The organism is Streptomyces sp. NPDC002671, from assembly GCF_053592475.1.
The window spans coordinates 1-25,370 of record NZ_JBSFVU010000033.1; the positions used below are offsets into that span (position 1 = coordinate 1).

Genomic DNA, 25,370 nt, shown 5'->3' on the forward strand with positions numbered 1-25,370 from the left:
TCGTCCACCCCGTCCGGGAACCCCTCGGCCAGCCGCCGCCCGGTGGTGATCTGCACCGGCCGCGCCACCCGGTTCAGCCCCGTGCGGTGCCGGGCGTTCAACATCACCGGCGGCACCACCGCCTGGGCGCAGCAGGGGCACCCGCTCAACCGCCCGGCCGGCGGCCGGGCCGTGTGGGCGATGGACCGCCAGGTCCGCATGATCGCGGGCTCGCTGGTGCTGGCCGGGGTGCTGGTCGACCTCGCGCTGCCCGGCGCCCGCTGGGTCTCGGCCGCCGTCGGCTTCGGCCTGGCCTTCTCGGCCGCCACCAACACGTGCGCCATGGGCGCGATGCTCGGCAAGCTCCCCTACAACCGCCCCAAGGCGGTGCTCCCCAGCCTCGACGACACCTTCGCCGCCCTGCGGAAGTAAGCGGCAGCGAGGCGACACGCACAAGGGTCGGCCGTCCCTGCGAGGGGTGGCCGACCCGCGCTGTCTCAGGCGAGCCCGCGTCGTCTCGGGCGGGCCCCGCGCTGTCTCAGGCGAGCGTGAGGAACAGCTTCTCCAGCTCCGCCTCGCTCATCGGAGCGCCGCCCCGCTCGGCCTCGGCCAGGCACTGCCGCATGCCGCTGGCCACGATCTTGAAGCCCGCGCGGTCCAGTGCCCGGGAGACGGCGGCGAGTTGGGTCACCACGTCCTTGCAGTCGCGGCCGGCCTCGATCATCGCGATGACACCCGCCAGCTGGCCCTGGGCGCGGCGCAACCGGTTCAGCACCGGAGCCACGGCCGCGAGCCGCCGCCGGGAGCCGCCCGCACGGTCACCGGATCCGGTAGCGGTGCCTCACCCACTGGCGGAACGCCGTCGGGTCAGCTCGGAAGTAGCGGTACGAGAGCCAGAGGAAGAAGACGCCGGCCGCCAGGAAGATCAGGGACGCCCAAGGGCCCCGGGCCAGGTCGCGGGCGTCCTGGAGATCACTCGGATCCTCGGGGGCGTAGACGACGGGTATCCGGTCACCGACCTTGGTGCCGCCCGACACGTCGCCGGACCACTCGTAGCGCGGCGTCCCGTCCCGGTCGCTGAAGTCCAGCAAGTAGGAGGTGTCGCGGCCGGTTCCCTGCTGATCCTCCACGGTGGCCACCGTGCGCGGCTTCGGTGACCACGAAGCCGATGACCATGCCGAGTCCGCACACCGGCATCAGGGCCGTCAGGAGCCAAAACGGCTGCCCCTCGGCCCGGTCCGGCCGTAGCCTGGGGGCCATGCCTTCGCTTCGCACAGCACAACACGCGGTGGCGGTGTGGGACATCGCCACCCCCTCGGGGACCGGCCGGATCCAGGGGTTGGCCATGGCGAGCTTCCGCGCCCGCACCGCCGACCCCGTCGATCTCGGTGTGATCCCCTATCCCGCCGTCACCTTGGCCGTCGACCTGGGCGACTGGCCGATCGCCGTCGACGACGCCGGCGGGGGGCGGGAGCACGGCAGCGTCGTCATCGGCCTCGATCCGGGCGCGGTGCGGGGGAGCGGCAGCGAGATCGACTGCCTGCAGATCCGGTTGTCACCGCTGGTCGCCCACGCGGTCCTGGGTGGCGCCGCCGCGGAGGCGCGCGGGCTGGTGGTCTCCCTCGACGACCTCTGGGGCCGCGACGCGGAGCGCACCCTGGACCGGCTGCGAGCCGCCGGGGCCTGGGGCGATCGGTTCGAGATCGCGGAGGCCGCGCTCGGCCGGCGGTTCGAGCAGGGGCATGAGCAGGGCCGCCGCGTCGATCCCGAAGTCGCCGAGGTGTGGCGGCAGATGATGACGCGTCACGGCGTGGTCCGGGTCGAGCGGATGGCGGCGGAGGTCGGCTGGAGCCGCAAGCGCCTGTGGTCCCGGTTCCGGTCCCAGGTCGGCGTCACGCCCAAGCGCGCGGCGCAGTTGATCCGCTTCGACCACGTGGCGCACCGCCTGGCCGCGGGCCACAGCGTCGCGCGGATCGCCGCGGAGTGCGGCTACGCCGACCAGTCCCACCTGCACCGCGACGTCATGGCCTTCACCGGGGGGACTCCCGCGGCCCTGGCGACGGCACCCTGGCTCGCGGTGGACGACGTCGCCTGGCCGCGCGGCGGCATCAGCCGCGGTTCAGCGCCGCCCCGGTCAGTTCAGGCCGAGCCCGCGGGCGATCAGTCCGCGTTGCACGTCGTTGGTGCCGCCGGCGAGGAAGGCGAGGACGGACAGGCGCAGGCCCTGCTCGAAGAGGCCGGCGCCGGGGGCGTCCGGCGTGCTGAGCGCCGCCGCGGGGCCGAGGACGTCCAGGACGTCGCGGCTGAGCTGCTCCAAGACCTCGGCGGCCAGCACGCCGGCCATCGACGAGGCGAGGCGGGCGATGTGGGCGGGGCCGGACTCGGCCCGCTCGGCGGCCTCGCCGAGCAGCAGGTTCACCGCCCGCACCTGGACGGCCATCCGGCTGAGCGTGGCGCGTGCGGCGGACCCCGCCGGACCGGCCAGGCCCTCCGGGTCGGCGCGGACCGCTGCCAGCAGTTCGTCGAACTGCCGGCGGGACAGTCCGGCCACCTCGCCGGCCAGCAGCAGCCGCTCGCCGGTGAGCGTCTCGGTGATGACGTGCCAGCCGCGGTTGACCGGGCCGACGCGCGCGCCGTCGCTCACCCGGACGTCGTCGAAGCGCACGGTGCAGCAGGTCTGCCCGGACAGGCCCTGGAGCGGCTCCGTGCTGATCCCGGCGGTCGCCATCGGGACGATGAACATGCTGATTCCGGCGAGCGGCGTGCTCGCTTCCACGTCCGTGCGCACGGCGAGCCAGATGTACTCCGCCGTATCGGCGTTGGCAATCCAGGACTTCGTCCCGTTGATCACCCAGTCCTCGCCGTCCCGGACCGCCGTCGTGGTCAGTGAGGCCAGGTCGGAGCCGGCCTCCGGCTCGCTGTACCCCAGGCAGAAGGTCAGTCGCCCGTCCCGGATCGGGGGGAGGTAGCGGGCCTTCTGCTCGGCCGTCCCGTACCGGACGACGGGATGGCCGACCACGGAGACGGCCGCCATCGCGTTGGCGACCGGCAGTTGGTGGTAGGCGTTCTCCTCCTGCATCGCCAGTTGCTCGGGGACGGTGGCCGCGCGGCCGCCGTCGGCGGCGGGCCAGGTCATCCCGAACCACCGGCGCGCGGACATCGCCGCCACCAGCTCCGGGTCGTCACCCTTGCTGAACTCCCGTACCCGGCCACGGTGTTCGGCCCCGAAGGAGCGGGCCTGGGCCCGCATCGCCGCGGCCGGCGCGGAGTGGTCCACGGCGGGCAGGCCGGCGGTGCTCGCGATCAGGAGGTCGGCGACCGTTCCGCCCGGTGCCGGGAAGCAGGACAGCCGCGCCACGTCCGCGTGGACCCGGCGGAACAGCCACGGGGCGTCGTGTTCCTCGAAGTAGCCGCCCGCGCCGAGGTTGTGGTGGGCCGTCAGCTGGGCGCGCGGTGCGGCGGCGGCCGCGTGGCACACCGCGAGCTCGGTGGCGAGGACCGCCGCCTCCGCGTCCGGTGCCTCGTCGTGCCTCCGGACGGCGTCGTTGATCAGGAGTTCGCCGGCGACGAGGTCGATCTCGCGGGACGCCGTGCGCTGCTGGACCGCGCCGAAGCCGCCGATCGTCTGCCCGAACTGCCGGCGGACCTTGGCGTGGGCGACGGACTGCCCGTGCGTGTGCCGCGCGGCCGCCATGGCGCGCGCCGCGAGCCCCAGCCTGAGCAGCGAGAGCGCCCGGCGGGCCTCGTGCGGCTCGACGGAGAACTCGACCTCCGCCGCGCCCAGGCGCAGGCTGCTCCAGGCGGGCGACGCCAGCCCGGGCTGCGGGATGGCGAACTCCACGGGCCGGACCGACCCGAGGCCGCCCTCGGGGGGCAGGAGCAGGACGTGCGAGGCGGCCGCCCCGCCCTCGGCGAACGGGACCAGTCCGGCTGCCGGGTCCGTCGGCGTCACCACCAGGATCCGGACGCCGCCGTCCGCGATGCCGTCCGCGATCTCCGGGGCGGCCTTCGCCAGCAGGCCCGCGGCGACGTAGCCGTCCATCACGGGTAGCGGGCAGGCAGCCGCTCCGGTGGTCCGCAGCAGCCCCACGACGGCGTCGACGCTGCCCAGGCCGAACCAACCCTGGGCGGCCGCCAGCCGCCACAGCCGGGCCAGCGCGGCTTCGTCCGCCTGGTCGGGGAAGTGCCACTGCCTGGTCAGCAGTTCGATGACCTCGTCGATTCTGAGAACTGTCTTGAGCATTTGCCCGCCTGCCTGCTCGTCCGCTGTCCTGACAATTCGAGGGATGCCGAGCATAGGGACGGGGTGATTTCCCGGCAATGTGCGGCCGGATATTTAGGGGCTAATTAGGGGTTCGCCGCGCGGCGGCCGGGGATAGGGTCGGTCCTGGCCGAGGAATCGGTTATTCGTGCTGCGTTCAGAAAGGTGACGCCCGTGGGAAACGCCGACACTGACAGCTGGATCCGCGTCTACCGCCAGGCACCGGGGGGCATGCGCCTGTTCTGCTTCCCCCACGCGGGTGGTGCGGCCACCTCCTACTTCTCCTGGGGCGCCGCGCTGCCCGGCGACACCGAGGTGCTGGCCCTGCAGTACCCGGGCCGCCAGGACCGCGGCTCCGAGCCCCACCTGCGCTCCCTCCCCGAGCTGGCCGACCGCATCCACGCGGCGGTCCGGCCGCTGCTGGACGCGCCGTTCGCGTTCTTCGGCCACAGCATGGGCGCGGTCCTCGCCTACGAGGTGGCGCGTCGGCTCGACCGGGAGGAGGGCGCGGTGCCGGCGCACCTGTTCGTCTCCGGCAGGCGGGCCCCCTCCCGGTTCAAGCACGAGGAGCTGCACCGGGCGAGCAGGGCCGTGTTCGTCGAGCAGATGCGCGTGCTGGGCGGCACCGACCCGCGCATCCTGGCCGACCAGGAGCTGCTGGACATGGTCCTGCCGACGGTCCGCGCCGACTACGAGGCCATCGAGACCTACCGGTTCGAGCCCGGCCCGCCGCTGTCCTGCGACATCACCGCACTGACCGGCGACCGCGACCCGAGGGTCGCCATCGACGAGGCGGCGGCCTGGGCGGACCACACGCTCGGCCGGTTCGGCCTGCGGGTCTTCCCCGGCGGCCACTTCTACCTGGAGGACTGCCGGGCCGGCGTGCTCGACGTCGTCTCGTCGGTGCTCGCGGGAGCGCGGCAGGACGGTACGTCGGTGCTGTCCTGAGCGGCACCCCTAGTGAACCCCTAGTCGCCTCCCCGGCTGCATAAGGGTGCGGTAAGGGTTGGGGCCCGCTCGTGAGGAATATACCGTTGCCGAGGGCGCGGGCCAGGAAAAGGCGAATGGTGTGGCAGCGCCACTTTCTGAGGGGGACAGAATTGGAAACCGTCGATTACACACCGGAAGACGACTGATGGATTTCGAGCCCTCGCCGATTCAACGTGAACGCTGTGCCGACATCAGTGCGGTCGTCGCCGAGCGGTTCGCCGATCACACGACCAGCGCGGACCCCGAGTCGGCGCGGCTGGCCTGGAAGACCGCGGCAGGCATCGGCCTGACCGGGCTGTGCCTGCCCGAGGAGTACGGCGGTGCGGGCCTGGGGGCCCTGGACACCGCGCTGGCCCTGGAGGCGTTCGGACGCTCCTGCTCCGACATGGGCCTGGTCTTCGCGGTCGCCGCCCACCTGCTCTCGTGCGCCGTGCCGGTCCTGGAGTTCGGGACGGACACCGCCAAGGAGCTGCTGACCGGCATGGCGGCGGGCGACCTGATCGCCGGCAACGCCATGACCGAGGACGAGGCCGGCTCCGACATCAGCCGGATCAAGGCCACCGCCACCCGCCAGGGCGACGCCTACGTCCTCGAAGGGGAGAAGTCCTTCGTCAGCAACGCCCCGATCGCGGACGTGTACGTGACCTACGCCGTCACCGATCCGTCCGCCGGGTTCCTGGGCGTCTCGGCCTTCGCCGTGCCGCGCGAGCTGAGCGGCATCGTCGTCAGTGCGACGCTGCCGAAGGTGGGGCTGCGGGGCTGCCTGGCCGCGCGGGTCCGGTTCGACGGCTGCGTGGTTCCGGCCGAGTACCGGCTCGGAGCGGAGGGCAGCGGCGCGGCGATCTTCCAGCACTCGATGGCCTGGGAGCGCGGTGTCCTGTTCGCCGGCTACCTCGGGCTGATGGAACGGCAGTTGGACGAGTGCGTGGCCCGCGTGACCCAGCGCCGGCAGTTCGGGCGCAGGATTGCCGACTTCCAGGCCGTGTCGCACCGGATCGCCCGGATGCGGCAGCGCCTGGAGGGCGCGCGGCTGCTGCTGTACCGCGCCTGCTGGCTGCTCGACCAGGGCCGCACGGACGTCCGCGCGATCGCCATGTCGAAGACCGCCGTGTCCGAGGCCGCGGTCGCCAACAGCCTGGACGCGATGCAGCTGTTCGGCGCGACCGGCTACCTGATGGGCAACGGGATCGAGGAGCAGCTGCGCGACTGCCTGCCGACCACGATCTTCTCCGGCACGACCGAGATCCAGATGGAACTGATCGCACGGGAGTCCGGCCTGTGACCCTCCACCAACTGGTCATCGACGCCGCCGCGCGCCGGCCCGACGCGCCGGCCGTGAGCGGGCCGTCCGGCTGCGTCAGCTACCGCGAACTCGACCTCATGGCGGACGCGATCGCGTCCAGGCTGGACCGCCAGGGCGTGCGCCCCGGCGACCGGGTCGTGCTCTGGGCGGGCAAGAGCCCCGCCACGGTGGCGGCGATGCAGGCGGTCCTGCGGTGCGGCGCCGTCTACGTGCCCGTCGACGGCGGCAGCCCGGTGGCCCGGGTCGCGACCATCGCCCGGGACTGCGCGGCGCGCCTGGTGGTGGCGGACGGCGCCCGGATCCCGCGGATCTCAGCGGAACTGGGCGATGAGCTCGGCTACCTGGAGCTCGACGGCCCCTACGATCCGGCGCCGGCCCGCAATGCCGCCGTCACGCCCGACGACCTGGCGTACATCCTCTACACCTCGGGGTCGACCGGAACGCCCAAGGGCGTGTGCCTGACCCACCGGAACGCGCGGGCGTTCGTCGACTGGGCGTACGAGCTGCTGGCACCGCAGGAGGACGACCGGTTCGCCAACCACGCGCCGTTCACCTTCGACCTGTCGGTGCTCGACCTGTACGTGGCGTTCCGCGCCGGCGCCTCGGTGCGCCTCATCCCCCCGGAGCTGTCCTTCGCGCCGGCACAGCTCGTCGAGTTCCTCCACCAGGAGCGGATCAGCGTCTGGTACTCGGTGCCGTCCGCCCTCGCCGTGATGATGCGCTACGGCGGCCTGCTGGACCGTCCGGCACCGGAGAGCCTGCACACCGTGCTGTTCGCCGGGGAGCCGTTCCCCATCGGGCAGCTGCGCGACCTGGCCGGCTGGACCGGCGCACGGCTGCTGAACCTGTACGGCCCGACCGAGACCAATGTGTGCACCTTCCACGAGGTCACCAAGGCGGACCTGGACCGCGACCGGCCGGTGCCGATCGGGATCGCGGCCTCCGGCGACCGGGTCCAGGCGCTGCGGGAGGACGGCGAGGTCGCGGCCGCGGGCGAGGAGGGCGAACTCGTGGTGGACGGCCCCACGGTGATGCCCGGTTACTGGGGCCGGCCGCCGCAGAGCGGCCCGTACCGCACCGGCGACCTGGTCCGGGTCCTGCCCGACGGCTCGTTCGACTACCTGGGTCGCCGCGACCACATGGTGAAGATCCGCGGGCACCGGGTCGAGCTGGCCGAGGTCGAGGCCGTGCTCGAGAACCACGCCGACGTCGCGGAGGCCGCCGCAGTGGCGGTGGGCGAAGGCATCGACACCCGCCTGGTGGTCTTCGTGGCCCCGCGGGACGGCAGCGAGCCGGGGCTGCTGACCATCCGGCAGCACCTCGCGCAGAACCTGCCGCGCTACATGGTGGCGGACGAGGTGCGCTTCCTCGCCCCGCTGCCGAGGAACGGCAACGGCAAGATCGACCGGCGGGCGCTGAAGGCGCGCGCCGACGGGTCCGCGACGAGCACGTCATGAGCGGGCCGGACCAGACACCCACCTCCCGATGGAAAGGCGGCGCCATGACGATCGACGAAGTCACCCCGCGGATCACCACCTTCATCAGTGAGAGCTTCCTCGACGGTGACCCGAGGGGCGAACTCACCGAGACCACCCCGCTGCTGGAGTGGGAGGTGCTCAACTCGATGAACAGCGCCCTGCTGCTGACCTTCCTGCGCGAGGAACTGCGGGTCGACGTGCCCCTCGCCCAGATCAACGCGGCGAACTTCCGGGACATCGCCGCCATCAGCAAGCTCGTCTCCGGCCTGGTGGCCGCCTCCGCGGAAGGTGCCCGATAACCATGAGTCTCGACTACGACGTGGTGATCGTCGGCGGTGGTCCGGCCGGCTCCAGTGCTGCCGCCTACCTCGCCAAGGCCGGCCTGTCGGTGGCCGTCTTCGAGAGCGAGAACTTCCCGCGGCCGCACGTGGGCGAGTCGCTGGTCCCGGCCACCACCCGGGTGCTGCTGGAGACCGGCGCGATGGAGAAGGTCGAGGCGGCCAACTTCCCGCGCAAGTACGGCGCGGCCTGGACATCCTCGCTGCCGGCCAAGACGGGCAGCGCCACCCCGCAGTTCGCGCACGACTGGGGCATCGCCGACGTCATGTTCGCCGAGCGCACCCAGCCGGGCGTCGACCGGGACTACACCTTCCACGTCGACCGCGGCAAGTTCGACCTGATCCTGCTGAAGCACGCCGAGAGCCTGGGCGCCAAGGTGTTCCAGGGCGTCCGGGCGCTGCGCGCGGACTTCGACGACCCGGACAAGGTCACCCTGACCTGCCGCCTGGGCTCGAGGGAGGTGGACTTCACCGCGAAGATGATCCTCGACGGCTCCGGCCGCCAGACCTTCCTGGGCCGCCAGCTCGGGCTCAAGCAGGCGGACCCGGTCTTCAACCAGTACGCCGTGCACGCCTGGTTCGAGGGCCTGGACCGGGTCGCGCTCGCCAACAGCCCCGAGAAGATCGACTACATCTACGTGCACTTCCTGCCGATCAGCGACACCTGGGTCTGGCAGATCCCGATCAGCGACACCGTCACCAGCATCGGCGTGGTGACCCAGAAGGCCAAGTTCGCCGAGGCCAACACGGACCGCGAGAAGTTCTTCTGGAGCTTCGTGGAGAGCCGTCCGGACCTGTACGAGGCGCTGCAGAAGACCAAGCAGGTGACGCCGCTCAAGGTCGAGGGCGACTACAGCTACGCCATGAAGCAGATCTGCGGCGACCGCTACGTGCTGCTCGGCGACGCCGCCCGCTTCGTCGACCCGATCTTCTCCAGCGGCGTCGGCGTCGCGCTCAACAGCGCGCGGCTGGCCTGCAAGGACATCCTCGCGGCCGTCGAGGCGGACGACTTCTCGGCGGGCCGGTTCGCCGAGTACGAGCGGCAGCTGCGCAACGGCACCCGCAACTGGTACGAGTTCATCTCGATCTACTACCGGCTGAACATCCTGTTCACCACGTACGTCGAGGACCCGAAGTACCGGATCGACGTGCTGCGGCTGCTGCAGGGCGACCTCTACGACGAGGAGGAGCCGGAGGTGCTGCGCATCATGCGCGAGACGGTGACCGCCGTCGAGAACGACCCGACGCACCTGTGGCACCCGTACCTGGGCAACCTCCGGGCGCCGGTCATCGCTCCGGCGTTCTAGCCGCAGGGGCCTCGTCGTGGGGGAGTCCGATTGTCCGGGTCAGCACCCGGACGTCGGGCACCCGGACCGCGACGGAGGCGATCACGCCGCCCCGGACCGCGAGATCGGCCAGCGACCAGCCGGCGACGTCGCCGCACGGGCGCGGGAGTGACACCAGGGCGCCGTGCGCGGTCGTGACGATGCCGGGCAGGTCCGTGGCGAGCCCCGTGCCCAGCGCCTTCGCCACGGCCTCCTTCCGGGTCCAGAAGCGGAGCAGCTGGGCGTCCCGGTCCGCCTCGGGCAGCTCGTCCACGACCTGCTGCTCGGTCTCGGACAGGGCGGCCCGGGCCAGCGCGCCACGGGCGGCCAGCGGCCGCAGCCGCTCGACGTCGACGCCGACCGGGGCGTCCCAGGACAGGGCGGCCGCCACCACGCCCTCGGCGTGACTGCGGCTCACGTGGAGGCCCGCGGGACGGGCGAGCACCGGGCGCCCCCGGTCGTCGCGCTCCCAGACCTGCTGCTCCGGCGGACACGAGGTGTGCGCGGCGACCAGGTCCAGGCCGACCCGGCGCGCCGCGGCCCGCATGCGGCGGTACCGCCGGGCGCGGGCGTCCAGGCTGAGCGGCCCGCCCTCGGGCGGTGCCGCGCCCACCGCCACCCAGACGGCGACGAAACCGGGGCCCGCGAGCCGGTGCCCGGTCATCGGCCGCCCCTTCCGGTGTCCCCAGGGGCACTGCTGCCGAATAGTCGAAGATCATTGTCGAGCAAGGACAATCTCCAATGGCAGAACGACCGTTGACGAGCCATCACACTACTCCGATCGCCGTCGTCGGCATCGGCTGCCGGTTCCCTGGCGGCGCGCGCGACCTCGACTCCTTCGGCGCGGTGCTCAGATCCGCGACCCCCGTCTTCCAGGATGTCCCCCCGACGCGGTGGGACCGCGGCTTCGCGGGCACGGACGGCACCGGGACGTCCAGCCACGTCGGCGGGTTCCTGGAGGAGATCGACCGCTTCGACGCCACCTACTTCGGGATCTCGCCCCGCGAGGCCGTCGCGATGGACCCGCAGCAGCGGCTGCTGCTGGAAGTGGCCTGGGAGGCGATGAGCGACTCCGGGCGGCCCGCGGACCTCTGGCGCGGCACCCGCACCGGGGCCTTCTTCGGCATGTTCGCCCCCGACTACGCGACGTTGCACACCAAGACGCTCGGGGTCGAGGGCATCGGCCGGCACTACGCCAGCGGCACCGAGTTCAGCTTCGCGGCCGGCCGGCTGGCCTACGCCTTCGACCTGCACGGGCCGATGGCCTCCGTCAGCACCGCCTGCTCCTCGTCCCTGCTCGCCGTTCACCTGGCCAGCCAGAGCCTGCGCACCGGTGAGAGCGACGTGGTGCTGGCCGGCGGCGTCAGCCTGATGCTCACGCCTGAGCTCAGCGTCTTCATGAGCAGGATCGGCGCGATCTCGCCGACCGGCCACTGCCGGCCGTTCGCCGCCGACGCCGACGGCATGCTGCGCGGCGACGGCTGCGGCGTCGTCGTCCTGAAGCGCCTGCCCGACGCCCTCGCCGACCGGGACCGGATCTACGGCGTCATCCGCGCCTCGGCGGCCAACCACGACGGCCACAGCCTCGGCATCACGGCGCCCAACGGCGCCGCCCAGGCCGACCTGCTGCGCACCGTGCTCGCCGGCGCGGGCCTCGCCCCGTCGGACCTCGACTACGTGGAGGCGCACGGCACCGGGACCCCGCTCGGCGACCAGGTCGAGCTGATGGCACTGAACGAGGTCTACGGCCGGGTCCGGGAGGCCGACCGGGCGCCCCTCTACGTGGGCTCCAACAAGGCCGTGTTCGGGCACACCGACGCCGCGGCCGGGATCGCCGGACTGCTGAAGGGCCTGTGGGTCGTCAACTCGCGGGAGGTCCCGCCCCAGCCCGATCCCGGTCGGCTGACCTCGGCCGTCTCCTGGGACCGCGGCGAGCTGGCGGTGCCGCTCAGCCCGGTCAGCCTGGCGGGGACCGACCGGCCGCTGCGGGTGGGAGTGAGCTCGTCCGGGCTCAGCGGCACCAACGTCCACGTGATCGCGGAAGGCGTCGAGCCCGCCGCCGAGCCGCGGTCCGCCGGTCCGGACGGCCCCTACGTGCTGCTCGCCTCGGCGTTCCACCGCTCCGGCCTGGACGGCCAACTCGCCGCGATGGCCGAGCGGGTGACCGACGAGGCCGACGGGTTCGGCGACCTGCTCGCCTCCGCCGCCACCCGGCGCACCCACGAGCGCCACCGGTTCGCCGCCGTCACGGAGGGGCCGCAGGAGCTGGCGGCCGCCCTGGACGGGATCGAGGAGGCGCCGGACGGCACCTACTTCGGCACGGTGGACCCCGAGGGCGCCCCCGAGCCGGTGTTCGTCTACTCCGGCCAGGGCGCGCAGTGGGCGGGCATGGCGGTCGACCTGTACGACGCCTCGCCGGTGGTCCGCGCGGTCCTCGACGAGTGCGACGCGCTGGTCCGCCGGGACGCCTCGTGGTCCCTGCTCGACGAGCTGCGCCGGGGCGCGGACGGCCAGGGCGGCGACAGTCGGCTCGACCGCACCGACCTCGCCCAACCCGCCGTCCTCGCCGTCCAGATGGCGCTGACCGACTGGCTGGCCGACTGCGGGATCCGGCCGCGGACCGTGGTCGGACACAGCGTCGGGGAGATCGCCGCCGCGGCCGCGGCCGGCGCGCTGTCCCGCGCGGACGCCGTGCGGCTGGCCGTGCGGCGCGGCGAGATCCTGCACGGGACGGCCGGCCGGGGCGCCATGCTGGCGGTGCGCGCGGACCAGGAGACGGTCCTCGCGCTGCTGGCCGCCACCGGCGGGCCGGTGGCGGTCGCCGCGGTCAACGGGCCGCAGGCGGTGGTGCTGAGCGGCCCCGGCGACGCCGTCGACGCGGTCGCGGCCGAGTGCGAACGGCGCGGCCTGCGGTGCAAGCGCCTGGCCGGCGGCTACGCGTTCCACAGCCCGGTGGTGGCCGAGCAGGGCCCGCTGCTGCGCCAGGAGATGGCCGGACTCGCCTGCGCCACGCCCTCGTTGCGGCTGCTCTCCACGGTGCGGCCGGAGGAGTCGGACGTGCCGCGGGACGCCGCCTACTGGGAGCGCAACCTCACCGACCCGGTGCTGTTCTGGCCCGCGGTCGACGGGCTGCTCGCCGAGGCCGACGGTGCGTTCGTCGAGATCGGCCCGCACCCCACGCTGATCCGGCAGCTCACCGACGCGCTGCGCCACCGGGAGCGCCGCGGCCCGGTGACGGCCACGCTGCGCCGCGGCGAGGCCGGGCCGCTCGGCCTGCACCGGGCGCTCGCCCGGCTGCACGTCGGCGGCGTCGAGGTGGACTGGACGAAGGTCACCGGAACGCCGGGCCGGTACCGGACGCTGCCGGTGCCCTCCTGGGGCGGCGACCGGTACTGGCTGCCGGGCGTCGAGCCCGGCGAGCAGGGGCGCACGCCCGTCGTCGAGGCCCCCGCGCAGGTGCGGGTGAGCCTGCTGGACGCCGAGGGCCGGGTGATCAGCGAGATGGTCGCGCGCCCGGACGGCAGCGCGTCGAGCGCCGTCCCGGCGGCCGCGCCGACCGCTGCCGGAACCCGGGCCCCGGCGGCCGCGGCCCCGGTCGCGGCCCCCGCCCCGGTCCTCGCGCCCGCCCCCGCCGGCGGGCCGGCGTCGGCTGGCGGCGCGGTGCGGCGCGTCGAGGAGCTGGTCGCGGCCGTGCTCGGACTCGGCGAGGACGAGCGGCTGGCGCGTCGTCGCGGCCTGTTCGAGCAGGGCCTGGACTCGCTGACCGCCGTGGAGCTGCGCGACCGCCTCGGCGCCGAGTTCGGCCTGGACCTCCCCGCGACGTTCGTCTTCGAGCGGCCGACGATCGAGGCGCTCGCCGCGTTCCTGGCGGAGGCCGCCCCCGAGCCGGCCGCCGCCAAGGCGGCCGGCGAGTCGGTCCCCGGCGCGGGCGTTCCGTCCGAGGACGACGGCTCCGACGACGACGCCGTCGCCGTGATCGGCATCGCCTGCCGGCTGCCCGGCGCGAACTCGCCGGAGCAGTTCTGGTCGATGCTGACCGAGGGCCGCGACGCGATCCGCGACATCCCGGCGGTCCGCCTGGCGGACCCGATCTGGTCCGAGGCCGGGCCGGACGTCCCCACCCGCGGTGGCTTCCTCGACGAGGTGGAGGGCTTCGACGCGGAGTTCTTCCGGGTCTCGCCGCGCGAGGCCAAGTCGCTCGACCCGCAGCACCGCCTGCTCCTGGAGGTCGCCTGGGAGGCGCTGGAGGACGCCGGGCAGCCGGCACTCGCGCTCCAGGGCCGTGCCGCGGGCGTCTACTTCGGCCTCAACACCGCCGACTACCAGCAGCTGCTCACCCGGGACATGGCCCAGGTCGACCACTTCTACGGCACCGGCACGACCTTCGCCGCCGCCGCCGGACGCCTGGCGTACTTCCTCGGGCTGCGCGGCCCCAGCATCGCGGTCGACACCGCCTGCTCCTCCTCCCTCACCGCGGTCCACCTGGCGTGCCAGGGCCTGCGCCAGGGGGACTGCGAGATCGCCGTCGTCGGCGGCGCCAACGTGATCGTCGCCCCCAGCGTGTCGGTCTCCATGGCGGGGGCGGGCGCCCTGGCCCCCGACGGCCGCTGCAAGACCTTCGACGACGCGGCCGACGGCTACGGCCGCGGCGAGGGAGCGGCGGCGCTCATCCTCAAGCCGCTCAGCGCGGCCCGGCGCGACTCGGACCGGGTCTACGCGGTGATCCGCGGCACCGCGGTCAACCAGGACGGCGCCAGCGGCAACCTGACCGTCCCCAACGCCGACGCGCAGGCCGCCGTCGTCAAGCGGGCGGTCGAGGCCGCGGGTTGGGCACCGCGCGACGTCGACTACGTCGAGGCCCACGGCACCGGCACCCCGCTGGGCGACCCGATCGAGGTCCGCGCCCTCGCCGAGGCGCTCGGCGCCGGTCGCGCGGCGGACGAGGACCTGCTGATCGGCTCCGCCAAGGCCACCATCGGGCACCTGGAGGCCGCGGCCGGTGTCACCGGGCTGCTCAAGGTCGTCCTCTCGCTCCACCACGGCGAGCTTCCGCCGCACCCGCTGAACCGGCCGTCGACCAACATCGACTGGGAGCGGCTCCCGGTCTCGGTGGTGACCGAGCGGCGGCAGTGGCCGCTGCGGGACCGCCCGCACCGGGCCGGCATCAGTTCGTTCGGCTTCAGCGGCAGCAACGCGCACGTGGTCGTCGAGCAGGCGCCGGCGGTCGTCGAGCAGGCTGCGGGCCAGGCCGGGGGTGCTCCGCACGTCCTGATGGTCACCGCGGCGGCCGAGCCGGCGGTGCGCCAGGCGGCGGGCCGACTCGCCGCCCGGCTGCGCGAGGCTCCGGCCGAGCTGGACGACATCGTCTTCACCGCCGCCCACCGGCGCAGCTGGCTGAGCCACCGGGTCGGCGTCACCGGCCAGGACGCCGCCTCGCTGGTGGCGGCCCTGGAAGCGGTCGCGCTCGGCACCGGCACGCCGGCCGCCCGGACCGGGCAGGTGCCCGAGGACGAGGTCCGCACCGTCGGGTTCTGGTTCGGCGCCGAGCCGCCGTCCGCCGCCCTGCGCGAGCGGCTGGCCGGGCTGCCGGAGTACACCGCCGCGCTGCGGTCGTGCGCCGCCCGCCTCACCGCGCTGACCGGCGTGACGGCCGACCCGTTCGCCGAGCCGGCCGCCGACCTGTCGACGGCCCACCTGCTCTGCCACCACGTCGCGGCGGCCCGGCTGTGGGCCGGCCTCGGACTGGCGGCGGGTGCCGTGGCCGGTACGGGCGCGGGCTGCCTGGGCGCCGCCTGGGTGGCCGGACGGCTGGACCTGGACGACGCCCTGCGCATCGCCGCCGGGCGCCCGTCCGGCGTGGCACTGCGGCCGGGCCTGCTGCCCGAGCTGTCCGCCGACGGCGAGGGCCTCGCCCGGTCGGCCGAGGAGCTGGCCCGGCGCGCCGCCGCCGGTGCGGTCGCCGACCTGCCGCAGGCGTTCGCCGACGAGCTGGACGCCGCGGGCGTCGAGGCCCTCGTCGACGTGCTGGCGCGGCCGCTGCCCGCCGCGCTGGCCGACCGGTTCGGCGTCGCGGTGGACACCGACGACCCGGTGGACCGGTTCGCCGGCAGCGCGGCCGAACTCTTCGTGACCGGCGCGGTGCCCGCTCCGGCCCGGGCCGCGCGCCGACCCGTCAGCCTGCCCGCCTACCCGTGGCAGCGTCGCCGCCACTGGTACCGCGAGGCCCCCGAGCTCCCTGGTGACAAGCCGGCGCTCCCGTGGCCGATCGCGGCCGCCAGCGCCACCGGCCTGCGGGCCCGGGCCGCCGCACTGGGCGACCTGGTGACCCACGACCGGGAGACCAGCCCCCTGGACGTGGGTGCCGCGCTGGCGGCGCTGCCGCGCCAGGGCGCCCACCGCGCCGTCGTGCTGGCCGGCGACACCGCGGGCTTCGGCGACGCGCTGAGCGCGCTCGCCGACGGCCGGACCGCGCCGAACCTCCTTCAGGGTCCGGCGGTCGAGGACCCGAAGGTCGCCCTGATCTTCCCCGGGCAGGGCGCCCAGTGGGCGGGCATGGCCGCGGAGCTGATAGCGGCCGAGCCGGTCTTCGCCGAGCAGATGCGGGCGTGCGGCGAGGCCCTGGCGGAGTTCACCGACTGGTCGCTCAGCGCGGTGATCAACGGCGAGGCCGGCGCGGCCCCGCTGGACCGGGTCGACGTCGTGCAGCCCACGCTCTTCGCGGTGATGGTCTCGCTGGCCGAGCTCTGGCGGTCCTACGGGGTCGTCCCCGCGGCCGTGGCCGGTCACTCGCAGGGTGAGATCGCCGCCGCGTACGTGGCCGGCGCGCTCTCCCTGAGCGACGCCGCCAAGGTCGTGGCGCTGCGCAGCGCCGAGCTGTCCCGGCTGTCCGGCCGGGGCGGCATGGCCTCGGTGGCCGTGGGCGCGGCCGCGGTCGACGACCTGCTGCGCCGGTTCGGCGGGCGGCTGTGCGTCGCCGCGGTCAACGGTCCGCAGAGCGTCGTGGTGGCGGGCGACGCCGACGCCCTGGACGAGCTGGCGGCCGTCTGCCAGGACGGCGGCATCAGGTTCCGCCGCGTCGACGTGGACTACGCCTCGCACTCGCCGCACGTCGAGGCGCTCCGCGACCGGCTCGGCACGGTCCTCAAGGGGATCAAGCCCCGTGCGGGCACGGTGCCGTTCTACTCCTCGGCCACCGGCGGCCTGCTGGACACCACCGAACTCGGCGCCGACTACTGGTACCTGAACCTGCGTCAGCAGGTGCGCTTCGAGGACGCGGTGCGCGCGCTGCTGGCGAGCGGCCACGGACTGCTCGTCGAGGCGAGCCCGCACCCGGTGCTCACCCCGGCGATCGAGGAGACCATCGAGCAGGCCGGCGGCGGCGCGAGCGCGCTGGGCACGCTGCGCCGCAACGACGGCGGCACCGGGCGCTTCCTGGCCTCCCTGGCGGAGGCGTACACGCGCGGCGCCGAGGTGGACTGGCAGCGGGTGTTCGCCGGACGCGACGCGCGGCCGGCCGTGCTCCCCGACATCGCCGGCCTGGAGCTCGACGCCTGGCGCTACCGCGTCGACTGGCAGCCCGTCGCCGATCCCGCCGAGCCGCAACCGGGCGGACGCTGGCTGGTGCTGGCACCCGACACCGGCGCGGGGCAGGAGTGGGCCGCGGCCGCGTGCCAGGCCCTCACCGCGCGCGGCGCGGACGCGGAGCAGTTGTCGCTCGACCCGACGCGCGAGGGCCGGGACCGGCTCGCCGGCCTGCTCACGGACGCGGCGGCCGCCGGTGCGACCGGTGTGCTCTCGCTGCTGGCGATGGACGAGCGTGCGCACCAGGAGTTCCCGGACGTCCCGGCAGGTTCCGCCGCCACCCTGGCCCTGGTGCAGGCGCTGGGCGACGCCGGGGCCGACGTCCCGGTGTGGCTGGCGACCAGCGGCGCGGTCGGCGCGGCCGCCGGCGACGACCTGGACTCGCCCACCCAGGCGCAGGTCTGGGGCATGGGCCGGGTGGCCGGCCTGGAGACCCCGCAGCGCTGGGGCGGGTTGATCGACCTGCCCGCCGCGCCCGACGAGGACGCGCTGCGCCGGCTGTGCGGCGTGCTGGGCGGCGGCCTGGGCGCCGAGGACCAGGTGGCGCTGCGGGACAGCGGCGTGCACGTGCGGCGGCTGGTGCGCGACCCGGTGGCCGGCCGGCCCGCGAAGCGGAGCTGGCAGCCGGGCGGCAGCGTGCTGATCACCGGCGGCACCGGCCGGATCGGCCGGCGCCTGGCCGGCTGGCTGGCGGCCTGCGGCGCGGAGCACGTCATCCTCGCCAGCCGGCGCGGCGGCGACACGCCGGGCGCGGCCGAGTTCGAGGCCGACCTGGTGCGCTCCGGCACCGCGGTCACGATGGCGGCCTGCGACGTGGCCGACCGCGCCGCGGTGGCGCAATTGCTGGCCGAGGCCCGCACCGCGGGGCGGCCGGTGCGCACCGTCGTGCACGCGGCGGTCGTCCCCGAGCCCGGCCCGCTGGCCGAGATGACGCTCGCCCGGCTCGCCGGCACGCTGCGCGCCAAGGTGACGGGCGCGCGGGTGCTGGACGACCTGCTCGACGCGGAGTCCGTGGACGCCTTCGTCATGTTCTCCTCCGTCGCCGGCGTGTGGGGCGCGGCCGAGAACGGCGCCTTCGCGACCGCCGACGCCTGCCTGGACGCGCTGGCCGTCCGGCGCCGCGCCCGCGGCGGGGTGGGGACGGCCGTCGCCTGGAGCTTCTGGAACGCGTTCGGCGCGGACGCCGACGACACGGCGGTGCGGGACGTGTTCCGCAGCCAGTCGGAACGGCAGGGCCTCCCGCTCCTGGAGCCCGGGCAGGCGCTGCGCGCCCTGCGGCAGGTGCTGGACCGGGACGAGACGTCCGTGGCCGTGGCCGACGTGGAGTGGGAGCGGTTCGCCCCGCTCTACACGGCGACCCGCCCCCGGCCGTTCCTCGACGAGCTGCCGGACGTGCAGGGCGGCGCGGCCGGTGGGACGGGCCGGGGCGAGCAGGGGGCCGGGCAGAGCGCCCTCGCCCGGCTGCTGGCCCAGACGCCCGATTCCGAGCGCGAGTGGGCGGTGCTCGACCTGGTCAGGACCGAGGCCGCGACCGTCCTGGGGTACGCCCGGGCCGGCGAGGTGGACCCGGAGCGGCCGTTCACCGAGATGGGCTCCGACTCGGTCACCGCGGTCGAGTTCCGGACCCGGCTGAACACGGCCACCGGGCTGCGGCTGCCGGCCTCCCTCGCCTTCGACTACCCGACCGCCGCGGCCGTCGCCGACTACCTGCTCGAACTCGCCCTCGGCGAGTCGGCCGAGTCGCAGGAGAGCGCACCGGCGGTGAACGCCGCCGCCCTCGACGAGCCGATGGCGATCGTGGGCATGGCCTGCCGGCTGCCCGGTGGTGTGAGCTCGCCGCAGGACTACTGGCGGATGCTGGTCGACGGCGTCGACGGCGTGTCCGGGTTCCCGACCGACCGCGGCTGGGACCTGGCCAACCTGTTCGACCAGGACCCGGACAGCCTCGGCAAGTCCTACGTCCGCGAGAGCGGCTTCCTGGACGACGCGTCGGGCTTCGACGCGGAGTTCTTCGGGATCTCCCCCCGCGAGGCGGTGACCATGGACCCGCGGCAGCGGCTGATCCTGGAGACCACGTGGGAGCTGTTCGAGAGCGCCGGAATGGACCCGCAGAGCCTCAAGGGGAGCCGGACCGGCGTGTTCGTCGGCGCCGGTCCGACCGACTACGCGACCGGTGCGCCGCTGGCGCCGCACAGTGCCGAGGGCTACGCGGTGACCGGAGCCACGCCAGCCGTGATCTCCGGGCGCGTCTCGTACGTGTTCGGGCTGGACGGCCCGGCCGTCACCGTCGACACGGCCTGTTCGTCGTCGCTGGTGGCGCTGCACCTGGCCGGGCAGGCGCTGCGGGCCGGTGAGTGCTCGATGGCGGTGGTCGGCGGCGTGGCGGTGCAGTCGAGCCCGAAGGTCTTCGTCGAGTTCAGCCGGCAGCGCGCGCTGTCCGCGGACGGCCGGTGCCGGGCGTTCGCCGACGCCGCGGACGGAACCGGTTTCGCCGAGGGCATCGGACTGGTGCTGGTCGAGCCGCTGTCGCAGGCCCAGGCCCTGGGGCACGAGGTGCTCGCGATCATCCGCAGCTCGGCGCTGAACCAGGACGGCGCGTCGAACGGCCTGTCGGCCCCGAACGGACCGTCCCAGCAGCGGGTGATCCGCCAGGCGGTGGCCAACGCGGGCCTGTCGCTGCGCGACGTGGACGTGGTGGAGGCGCACGGCACCGGGACGACGCTCGGCGACCCGATCGAGGCGCAGGCGCTGCTGGCGACCTACGGCCAGGACCGGCCCGCCGGCCGGCCGCTGCTGCTGGGGTCGGGCAAGTCGAACATCGGTCACACGCAGGCGGCCGCGGGCGCGGTCGGTGTGATCAAGATGGTGCTGGCGATGCGTCACGGGGTGGTGCCCGCGACCCTGCACATCGACCAGCCGACCCGCCAGGTGGACTGGTCGATGGGCGAGGTCGAGCTGGTCGTGGACGCGGTGCCGTGGCCCGAGAGCGGACAGCCGCGGCGCGCGGGGGTCTCCTCGTTCGGGGTCAGCGGCACCAACGCCCACCTCATCCTCGAAGAGGCACCGGCCCGGCCGCAGCAGCAGCCGGAGACCACCGAGCCCGCTCCGGCGATCGCGGTCCTGCCGTGGCCGGTGTCGGCGGCCTCCCAGGTCTCGCTGCGGCAGCAGGCCGACCGGTTGCGGCAGTTGCTGGCCGACGAGCCCGCCCCGCAGCCGCGCGACATCGGCTGGAGCCTGGCCGCGACCCGAGCGGCGCTGCCGCACCGCGCGGTGGTGCTCGGCACCGAGCCGGCCGACTACGACGGCCTGCTCACCCGGCTCGCCGACGGCGAGCCGGACCCGGGGCTCGTCCTCGGCACCGCGTACCGCAAGCAACGCGTGGTCTTCGTCTTCCCCGGCCAGGGCAGCCAGTGGCCCGGGATGGCCGCGGAACTGCTGGACACCGTCCCCGAGTTCGCCGGCTACATCGGCGAGTGCGAGCGGGCCCTGGCACCGTGGACCGACTGGTCGCTGACCGAGGTGCTCCGCCAGGCCGACGGCGCGCCCGACCTCACCCGGGTCGACGTGGTGCAGCCGGCCCTGTTCGCCGTCATGGTCTCGCTGGCCCGCCTGTGGCAGCACCACGGAGTGAAGCCCTCGGCGGTGGTCGGCCACTCGCAGGGCGAGATCGCCGCCGCGTACGTGGCCGGCGCGCTGTCGCTGGAGGACGCCGCCAAGGTGGTCGCCGTGCGGGCGGCGGAACTGGCCCGGCTGACCGGCTCCGCGGGCATGGCCTCGCTGCGCGCCGACGAGCGCCAGGTGGCGGAACTGCTCGCCCCCTGGCAGGGACGGGTGACCATCGCGGCGATCAACAGCCCCTCGCAGGTCGTCGTCGCCGGCGACACCGAGGCGCTGGACGGGCTGACCGAGGAGTGCGAGCGCCGCGGCACCCGGATCCGCCGGATCGACGTCGACTACGCCTCGCACTCGCCGCAGGTCGAGCCGATGCGCGAGGAACTGCTGGCGAAGCTCGCGGGCATCGCCCCGCAGCGCGCCCGGATCCCGTTCTACTCCGCGGTGACCGGTGAGCCGATCGACACCACCGGGCTCGACCCGGAGTACTGGTACCGGAACCTGCGCGAGCCGGTGCGCTTCGCGCAGGCCACCCGGGCGCTGCTCGACAACGGCTTCACCATGTTCGTCGAGGCGACCCCGCACGCCGTGCTGACCGCCGCGGTGCTGGACACCGCCGCATCGGTGCCGGACATCCCCGAGCCGGTGACGCTGGGCTCGCTGCGTCGCGACGAGGGCGGCATGGCCCGCTTCGCCGCCTCGCTGGCCGAGGCCTGGGTGAACGGCGCGGACCTGGACTGGGCCACGCTGGTCCCCGGCGGCACCACCGTCGCGCTGCCCACCTACGCCTTCGACCGCAAGCGGTTCTGGCTGGAGGAGGAGAGCACCGGGGTGGACCCGGCGAGCCTCGGCGTCGTGGCGCCGGACCACCCGCTGCTCGGTGCCGCGGTCGAACTGGCGGACACCGGTGGCCTGGTGCTCACCGGGCGGCTGTCCGCGGGCACCCGGCCGTGGCTGGCCGACCACTCGGTCAACGAGGTGGTGCTGCTCCCGGGCACCGGGTTCGCCGAGCTGGCGCTGCGCGCCGGTGCCGAGGCGGGCTGCCCCCGGGTCGACGAACTGACCCTGGAGGCGCCGCTGCTGCTGCACGGCGACGCGGCGGTCTCCCTGCAGCTGATGGTGGGCGCGCCGGACGACGCGGGGCAGCGGTCGCTGACCGTCTACTCGCGGCCGGTCGGGGAGAACGGCCAGGACGGCGAGTGGACGCGGCACGCGTCGGCCGTCCTGACGGCGGACGACGGGACCGCACCGGACACCTGGGCCACCTGGCCGCCGCCCGGTGCCGAACCGGTGGAGCTGGACCCGGTCGCCTTCTACGCGGAGGGCGCGGAGGCCGGCTACACCTACGGGCCCTCGTTCCAGGCGCTGGCCCGGGCGTGGCGCAGCGGCGACGAGGTCTACGCCGAGGTGTCGCCGCCGGCCCAGGTGCAGGACGAGGCGGGCCGGTACGGCGTTCACCCCGCGCTGCTGGACGCGGCGCTGCACGCGATGGTGCTGGTCCCCGGCCACGACAAGCAGGTGCGGCTGCCGTTCAGCCTGTCCGGCGTGTCGCTGTTCGCCTCCGGTGCGCGTGCGCTGCGGGTGCGGATCGCGCCGGCCGGTTCCGGCGCGGTGTCGCTGACCGCGGCCGACGACTCCGGCTACCCCGTGCTGGTGATCGAGCGGCTGGTGACCCGGCCGGTCTCGACCGCGCAGCTCGCGGCGGCCGCGAGCCCGGTCAGCCACCCCCTGTTCCAGCTGGACTGGGTCGCCTCGCCGACGCCGAAGACCCGGCTGGGCGGTGACTGGTCGGTGCTCGGCGCGGACCCGTTCGGCCTGGCCGACTCGCTGCGGGCGGCGGGGGTCCCCGTGCACGCGCACCCCGACCTGGCCGCCCTGCTGGGGGCGCCGGCTCCCCGCGTCGCGGTGCTGTCCTGCGCGACCGGGGCGGGCGCCGAGCCGGCTGCCGCGGCCCTGCGGCTGACCAGCAGGGTGCTGGGCGAGCTCCAGGCCTGGCTGGCCGACGACCGGACGGTCGACACCCGGCTGGTGGTGGCCACCCGCCGCGCGCTCCCGGTCGCGGACTCCGGTGACGTGGCCGACCTCGCCGCCTCCACGGTGTGGGGCCTGGTCCGCTCGGCGCAGGCCGAGAACCCGGGCCGGATCGTCCTGGTCGACCTGGACGACCAGGACTGCGCGGACGCGCTCGCGCACGCCCTGGCCGGCGACGAGCCGCAGCTCGCGATCCGGAGCGGCGCGCTGCTGGTCCCGCGGCTGTCCGCGACGGCCGCGCCGAGGGACAGGCTGGTGCCACCGCTCGGCGGCCGCTGGCGGCTCGAACCCGACCCGGCCGGCGTCCTCGACGCCATGTCCGTGGTGGCCGGCCCGGAGACCGGAGCGCCACTGGCCGCCGGTGAGGTGCGGGTGCGGATGCGGGCGGCCGGGATCGCGTTCCACGATCTGCTGGTCGCGCTGGGGCTGCCGCCGGACGACGGCCTGTTCATCGGCGGCGAAGGCGCCGGCGTGGTCCAGGCGACCGGTGCCGGCGTGACCGGGCTGAAGCCCGGCGACCGGGTCGTGGGGCTGATGCCGCGCGCCTTCGCGACGGAGGCGGTCACCGATCAGCACTGGCTGGTCCCGATGCCCGACGACTGGTCGTTCGAGCAGGCGGCCTCGGTGCCCTCCGCCTTCCTGACCGCGTACTTCGCGCTGCACCAGGTGGCGGACCTGCGCGCCGGGCAGCGCGTCGTGATCCACGCGGCGGCCGGCGGGGTCGGCACGGCGGCGGTCCAACTCGCCCGCCAGCTGGGCGCCGAGGTGTTCGCCACGGCGAGCCCGGCCAAGCACGACGCGCTGCGGCAGCTGGGTCTGGACGACGACCACATCTCCTCGTCCCGGGACGCGGACTTCGCCGACCGGGTGCTCGCCGCCACCGACGGCGCCGGGGTCGACGTGGTGGTCAACTCGCTGGCCGGTGAACTCATCGACGCCTCGCTGCGGTTGCTGCCCAAGGGCGGTTGCTTCATCGAGCTGGGGAAGACCGACCGCCGGGACCCGGAGCAGGTCGCGGCCGCGTGGCCGGGGGTGGAGTACCGGACGGTGGACCTGGTGCCGGACACCACCCCGGAGTCGATCCGGTCGATGCTGACCGAGGTCGTCCGGCTGCTGCGGGAGGGTGCCGTCCGGCCGCTGCCGGTGCGCACCTGGGACGTGCTCGACGCGCCCGAGGCCTTCCGGTTCATGGCCCAGGCCAAGCACGTCGGCAAGCTCGTGCTGACGATCCCGTCCGTTCCCGACCCCGAGGGCACGGTCCTGATCACCGGTGGCACCGGGACGCTGGGCGCCCTGGTGGCCAAGCACCTGGCCGGCCCCTGGGGGATGCGCCACCTGGTGCTGGCGAGCCGTCAGGGCCCGGGCGCGGCGGGCGCCGAGGAGCTGTGCGCGCAACTCGCCGAGCTGGGCGCCGAGGCGCGGGTGGCCGCCTGCGACATCGCCGACCGCGCGGCCCTGGCCGGGCTGCTGGCCGAGATCGCGCAGGACCGCCCGCTCACCGCGGTGGTGCACACGGCGGGCGTGCTGGACGACACCGTGCTCAGCTCGCTGACCGCCGAGCGCCTGGCGCCGGTGCTGCGGCCCAAGGTCGACGCCGCCGTGCACCTCGACGAGCTCACCGCCGGTCTCGACCTCGGCATGTTCGCGATGTACTCCTCCGCGGCCGGCCTGCTCGGCAACGCCGGACAGGCCAACTACGGTGCGGCCAACGTGTTCCTGGACACGCTCGCCGCGGTCCGGCACTCGCGCGGCCAGGTCGCCTCGTCGCTCGCCTGGGGTTACTGGGCCAACGAGAGTGCCCTGACCGGTCAGTTGAACGAACTGGACCGGGCCAGGCTCGCCAAGGCCGGGGCGCAGGCCATGTCCGCCGCCGAGGGCCTGGCCCTGTTCGACCAGGGCGTCCGGAGCGGGCTGCCGCTGGTGGTCACGGCGCACCTCGACCGTGCGGCGCTGCGGGTCCAGGACGCCCAGGGCACCCTGCCGCCGGTGATGCGGTCGCTGGTGCCGCGGGGCGGCGCCCGGCCGAACCGCGCCGGGGCCGAGAGCGGCGCTGCCGCCGCCGGAGCCGACCAGTTCGCCGGGATGTCCGCGGCCGAGCGGCGCCAGGCACTGGTGAACCTGGTCAGGAAGCAGGCCGCCGCGGTGCTCGGTCACGGCTCGGCGTCCGCGGTGGACGTCGACCGGGGGTTCGTCGAGATGGGATTCGACTCGCTGACCGCGGTCGAGCTGCGCAACCGGCTGGCCACGGCCACCGGCGTGCGGTTGTCCGCGACCGTCATCTTCGACTGTCCGACGCCCGTCGACCTCGCCCGCCAGATCCACGAGCGGCTCAGCCCGATCGATGACGATGACGCCCCGGCTCCGGTGGAGGAGCGCGAGGACGTGATCAGCACGGTGGACGAGATGGATGTGGACGAACTCATCAACGCCGTGCTCGCTGGCGGCCACGACCAGAACTCCGGAGAGTGAGGC

11 protein-coding genes and 2 pseudogenes are annotated in these 25,370 nt (G+C 74.8%); 8 read left to right on the forward strand and 5 right to left on the reverse strand.

Going from position 1 to position 25,370, the window contains the following annotated elements; translation table 11 throughout:
- Positions 1-101 (reverse strand): annotated as a pseudogene (locus ACWD35_RS35945) (precorrin-6A synthase (deacetylating)); the annotation flags it as partial.
- Positions 102-180: 79 nt separating this feature from the next.
- Here ACWD35_RS35945 and ACWD35_RS35950 point away from each other — a divergent pair.
- A complete protein-coding gene (locus ACWD35_RS35950) occupies positions 181-411 on the forward strand; it encodes a YgaP family membrane protein (RefSeq protein ID WP_451355608.1) in 231 nt (76 codons plus the stop codon).
- A 106-nt stretch (positions 412-517) separates the two neighbouring features.
- On the opposite strand, the gene ACWD35_RS35955 is transcribed toward ACWD35_RS35950, so the two are convergent.
- Both ACWD35_RS35955 and ACWD35_RS35960 read right to left on the reverse strand, forming a co-directional pair.
- A complete protein-coding gene (locus tag ACWD35_RS35955) occupies positions 518-763 on the reverse strand; it encodes a metal-sensitive transcriptional regulator (protein ID WP_451355561.1) in 246 nt (81 codons plus the stop codon).
- Between the two features lie 34 nt (positions 764-797).
- Positions 798-1,109, reverse strand: coding sequence for a hypothetical protein (locus ACWD35_RS35960; protein ID WP_451355562.1), 312 nt, complete (start codon positions 1,107-1,109; stop codon positions 798-800).
- A 698-nt stretch (positions 1,110-1,807) separates the two neighbouring features.
- Between ACWD35_RS35960 and ACWD35_RS35965 the strand changes: the two are divergent.
- Positions 1,808-1,975, forward strand: a pseudogene (locus tag ACWD35_RS35965) (helix-turn-helix domain-containing protein); the annotation flags it as partial.
- Positions 1,976-2,113: 138 nt separating this feature from the next.
- On the opposite strand, the gene ACWD35_RS35970 reads toward ACWD35_RS35965, so the two are convergent.
- Positions 2,114-4,222 (reverse strand): acyl-CoA dehydrogenase family protein, encoded by a 2,109-nt coding sequence (locus ACWD35_RS35970; RefSeq protein WP_451355563.1) that lies wholly within the window; start codon positions 4,220-4,222, stop codon positions 2,114-2,116.
- A gap of 192 nt (positions 4,223-4,414) precedes the next feature.
- Here ACWD35_RS35970 and ACWD35_RS35975 point away from each other — a divergent pair, with 192 nt between their 5' ends.
- The 5 genes from ACWD35_RS35975 to ACWD35_RS35995 all read left to right on the forward strand — a co-directional run bounded on the left by ACWD35_RS35975 (position 4,415) and on the right by ACWD35_RS35995 (position 9,656).
- On the forward strand, positions 4,415-5,188 hold the full coding sequence (locus ACWD35_RS35975; RefSeq protein WP_451355564.1) for a thioesterase II family protein: 774 nt from the start codon (positions 4,415-4,417) through the stop codon (positions 5,186-5,188).
- 187 nt (positions 5,189-5,375) lie between these two features.
- On the forward strand, positions 5,376-6,512 hold the full coding sequence (locus tag ACWD35_RS35980; protein WP_451355565.1) for an acyl-CoA dehydrogenase family protein: 1,137 nt from the start codon (positions 5,376-5,378) through the stop codon (positions 6,510-6,512).
- Positions 6,509-7,990, forward strand: coding sequence for an amino acid adenylation domain-containing protein (locus tag ACWD35_RS35985; protein ID WP_451355566.1), 1,482 nt, complete (start codon positions 6,509-6,511; stop codon positions 7,988-7,990). The genes ACWD35_RS35980 and ACWD35_RS35985 overlap by 4 nt, the downstream gene beginning before the upstream one ends.
- Positions 7,991-8,034: 44 nt before the next feature.
- Positions 8,035-8,310: an acyl carrier protein gene (locus ACWD35_RS35990; RefSeq protein ID WP_451355567.1), complete on the forward strand. Its 276-nt coding sequence runs from the start codon at positions 8,035-8,037 to the stop codon at positions 8,308-8,310.
- 2 nt (positions 8,311-8,312) lie between these two features.
- Positions 8,313-9,656 (forward strand): NAD(P)/FAD-dependent oxidoreductase, encoded by a 1,344-nt coding sequence (locus ACWD35_RS35995; protein ID WP_451355568.1) that lies wholly within the window; start codon positions 8,313-8,315, stop codon positions 9,654-9,656.
- Here the strand turns inward: ACWD35_RS35995 and ACWD35_RS36000 are convergent.
- Positions 9,637-10,338 (reverse strand): 4'-phosphopantetheinyl transferase superfamily protein, encoded by a 702-nt coding sequence (locus ACWD35_RS36000; protein WP_451355569.1) that lies wholly within the window; start codon positions 10,336-10,338, stop codon positions 9,637-9,639. The two genes, ACWD35_RS35995 and ACWD35_RS36000, sit on opposite strands and share 20 nt — an antisense overlap.
- A 77-nt stretch (positions 10,339-10,415) precedes the next feature.
- Here ACWD35_RS36000 and ACWD35_RS36005 point away from each other — a divergent pair, with 77 nt between their 5' ends.
- Positions 10,416-25,367, forward strand: coding sequence for an SDR family NAD(P)-dependent oxidoreductase (locus ACWD35_RS36005; protein WP_451355570.1), 14,952 nt, complete (start codon positions 10,416-10,418; stop codon positions 25,365-25,367).
- Positions 25,368-25,370: the final 3 nt, after the last annotated feature.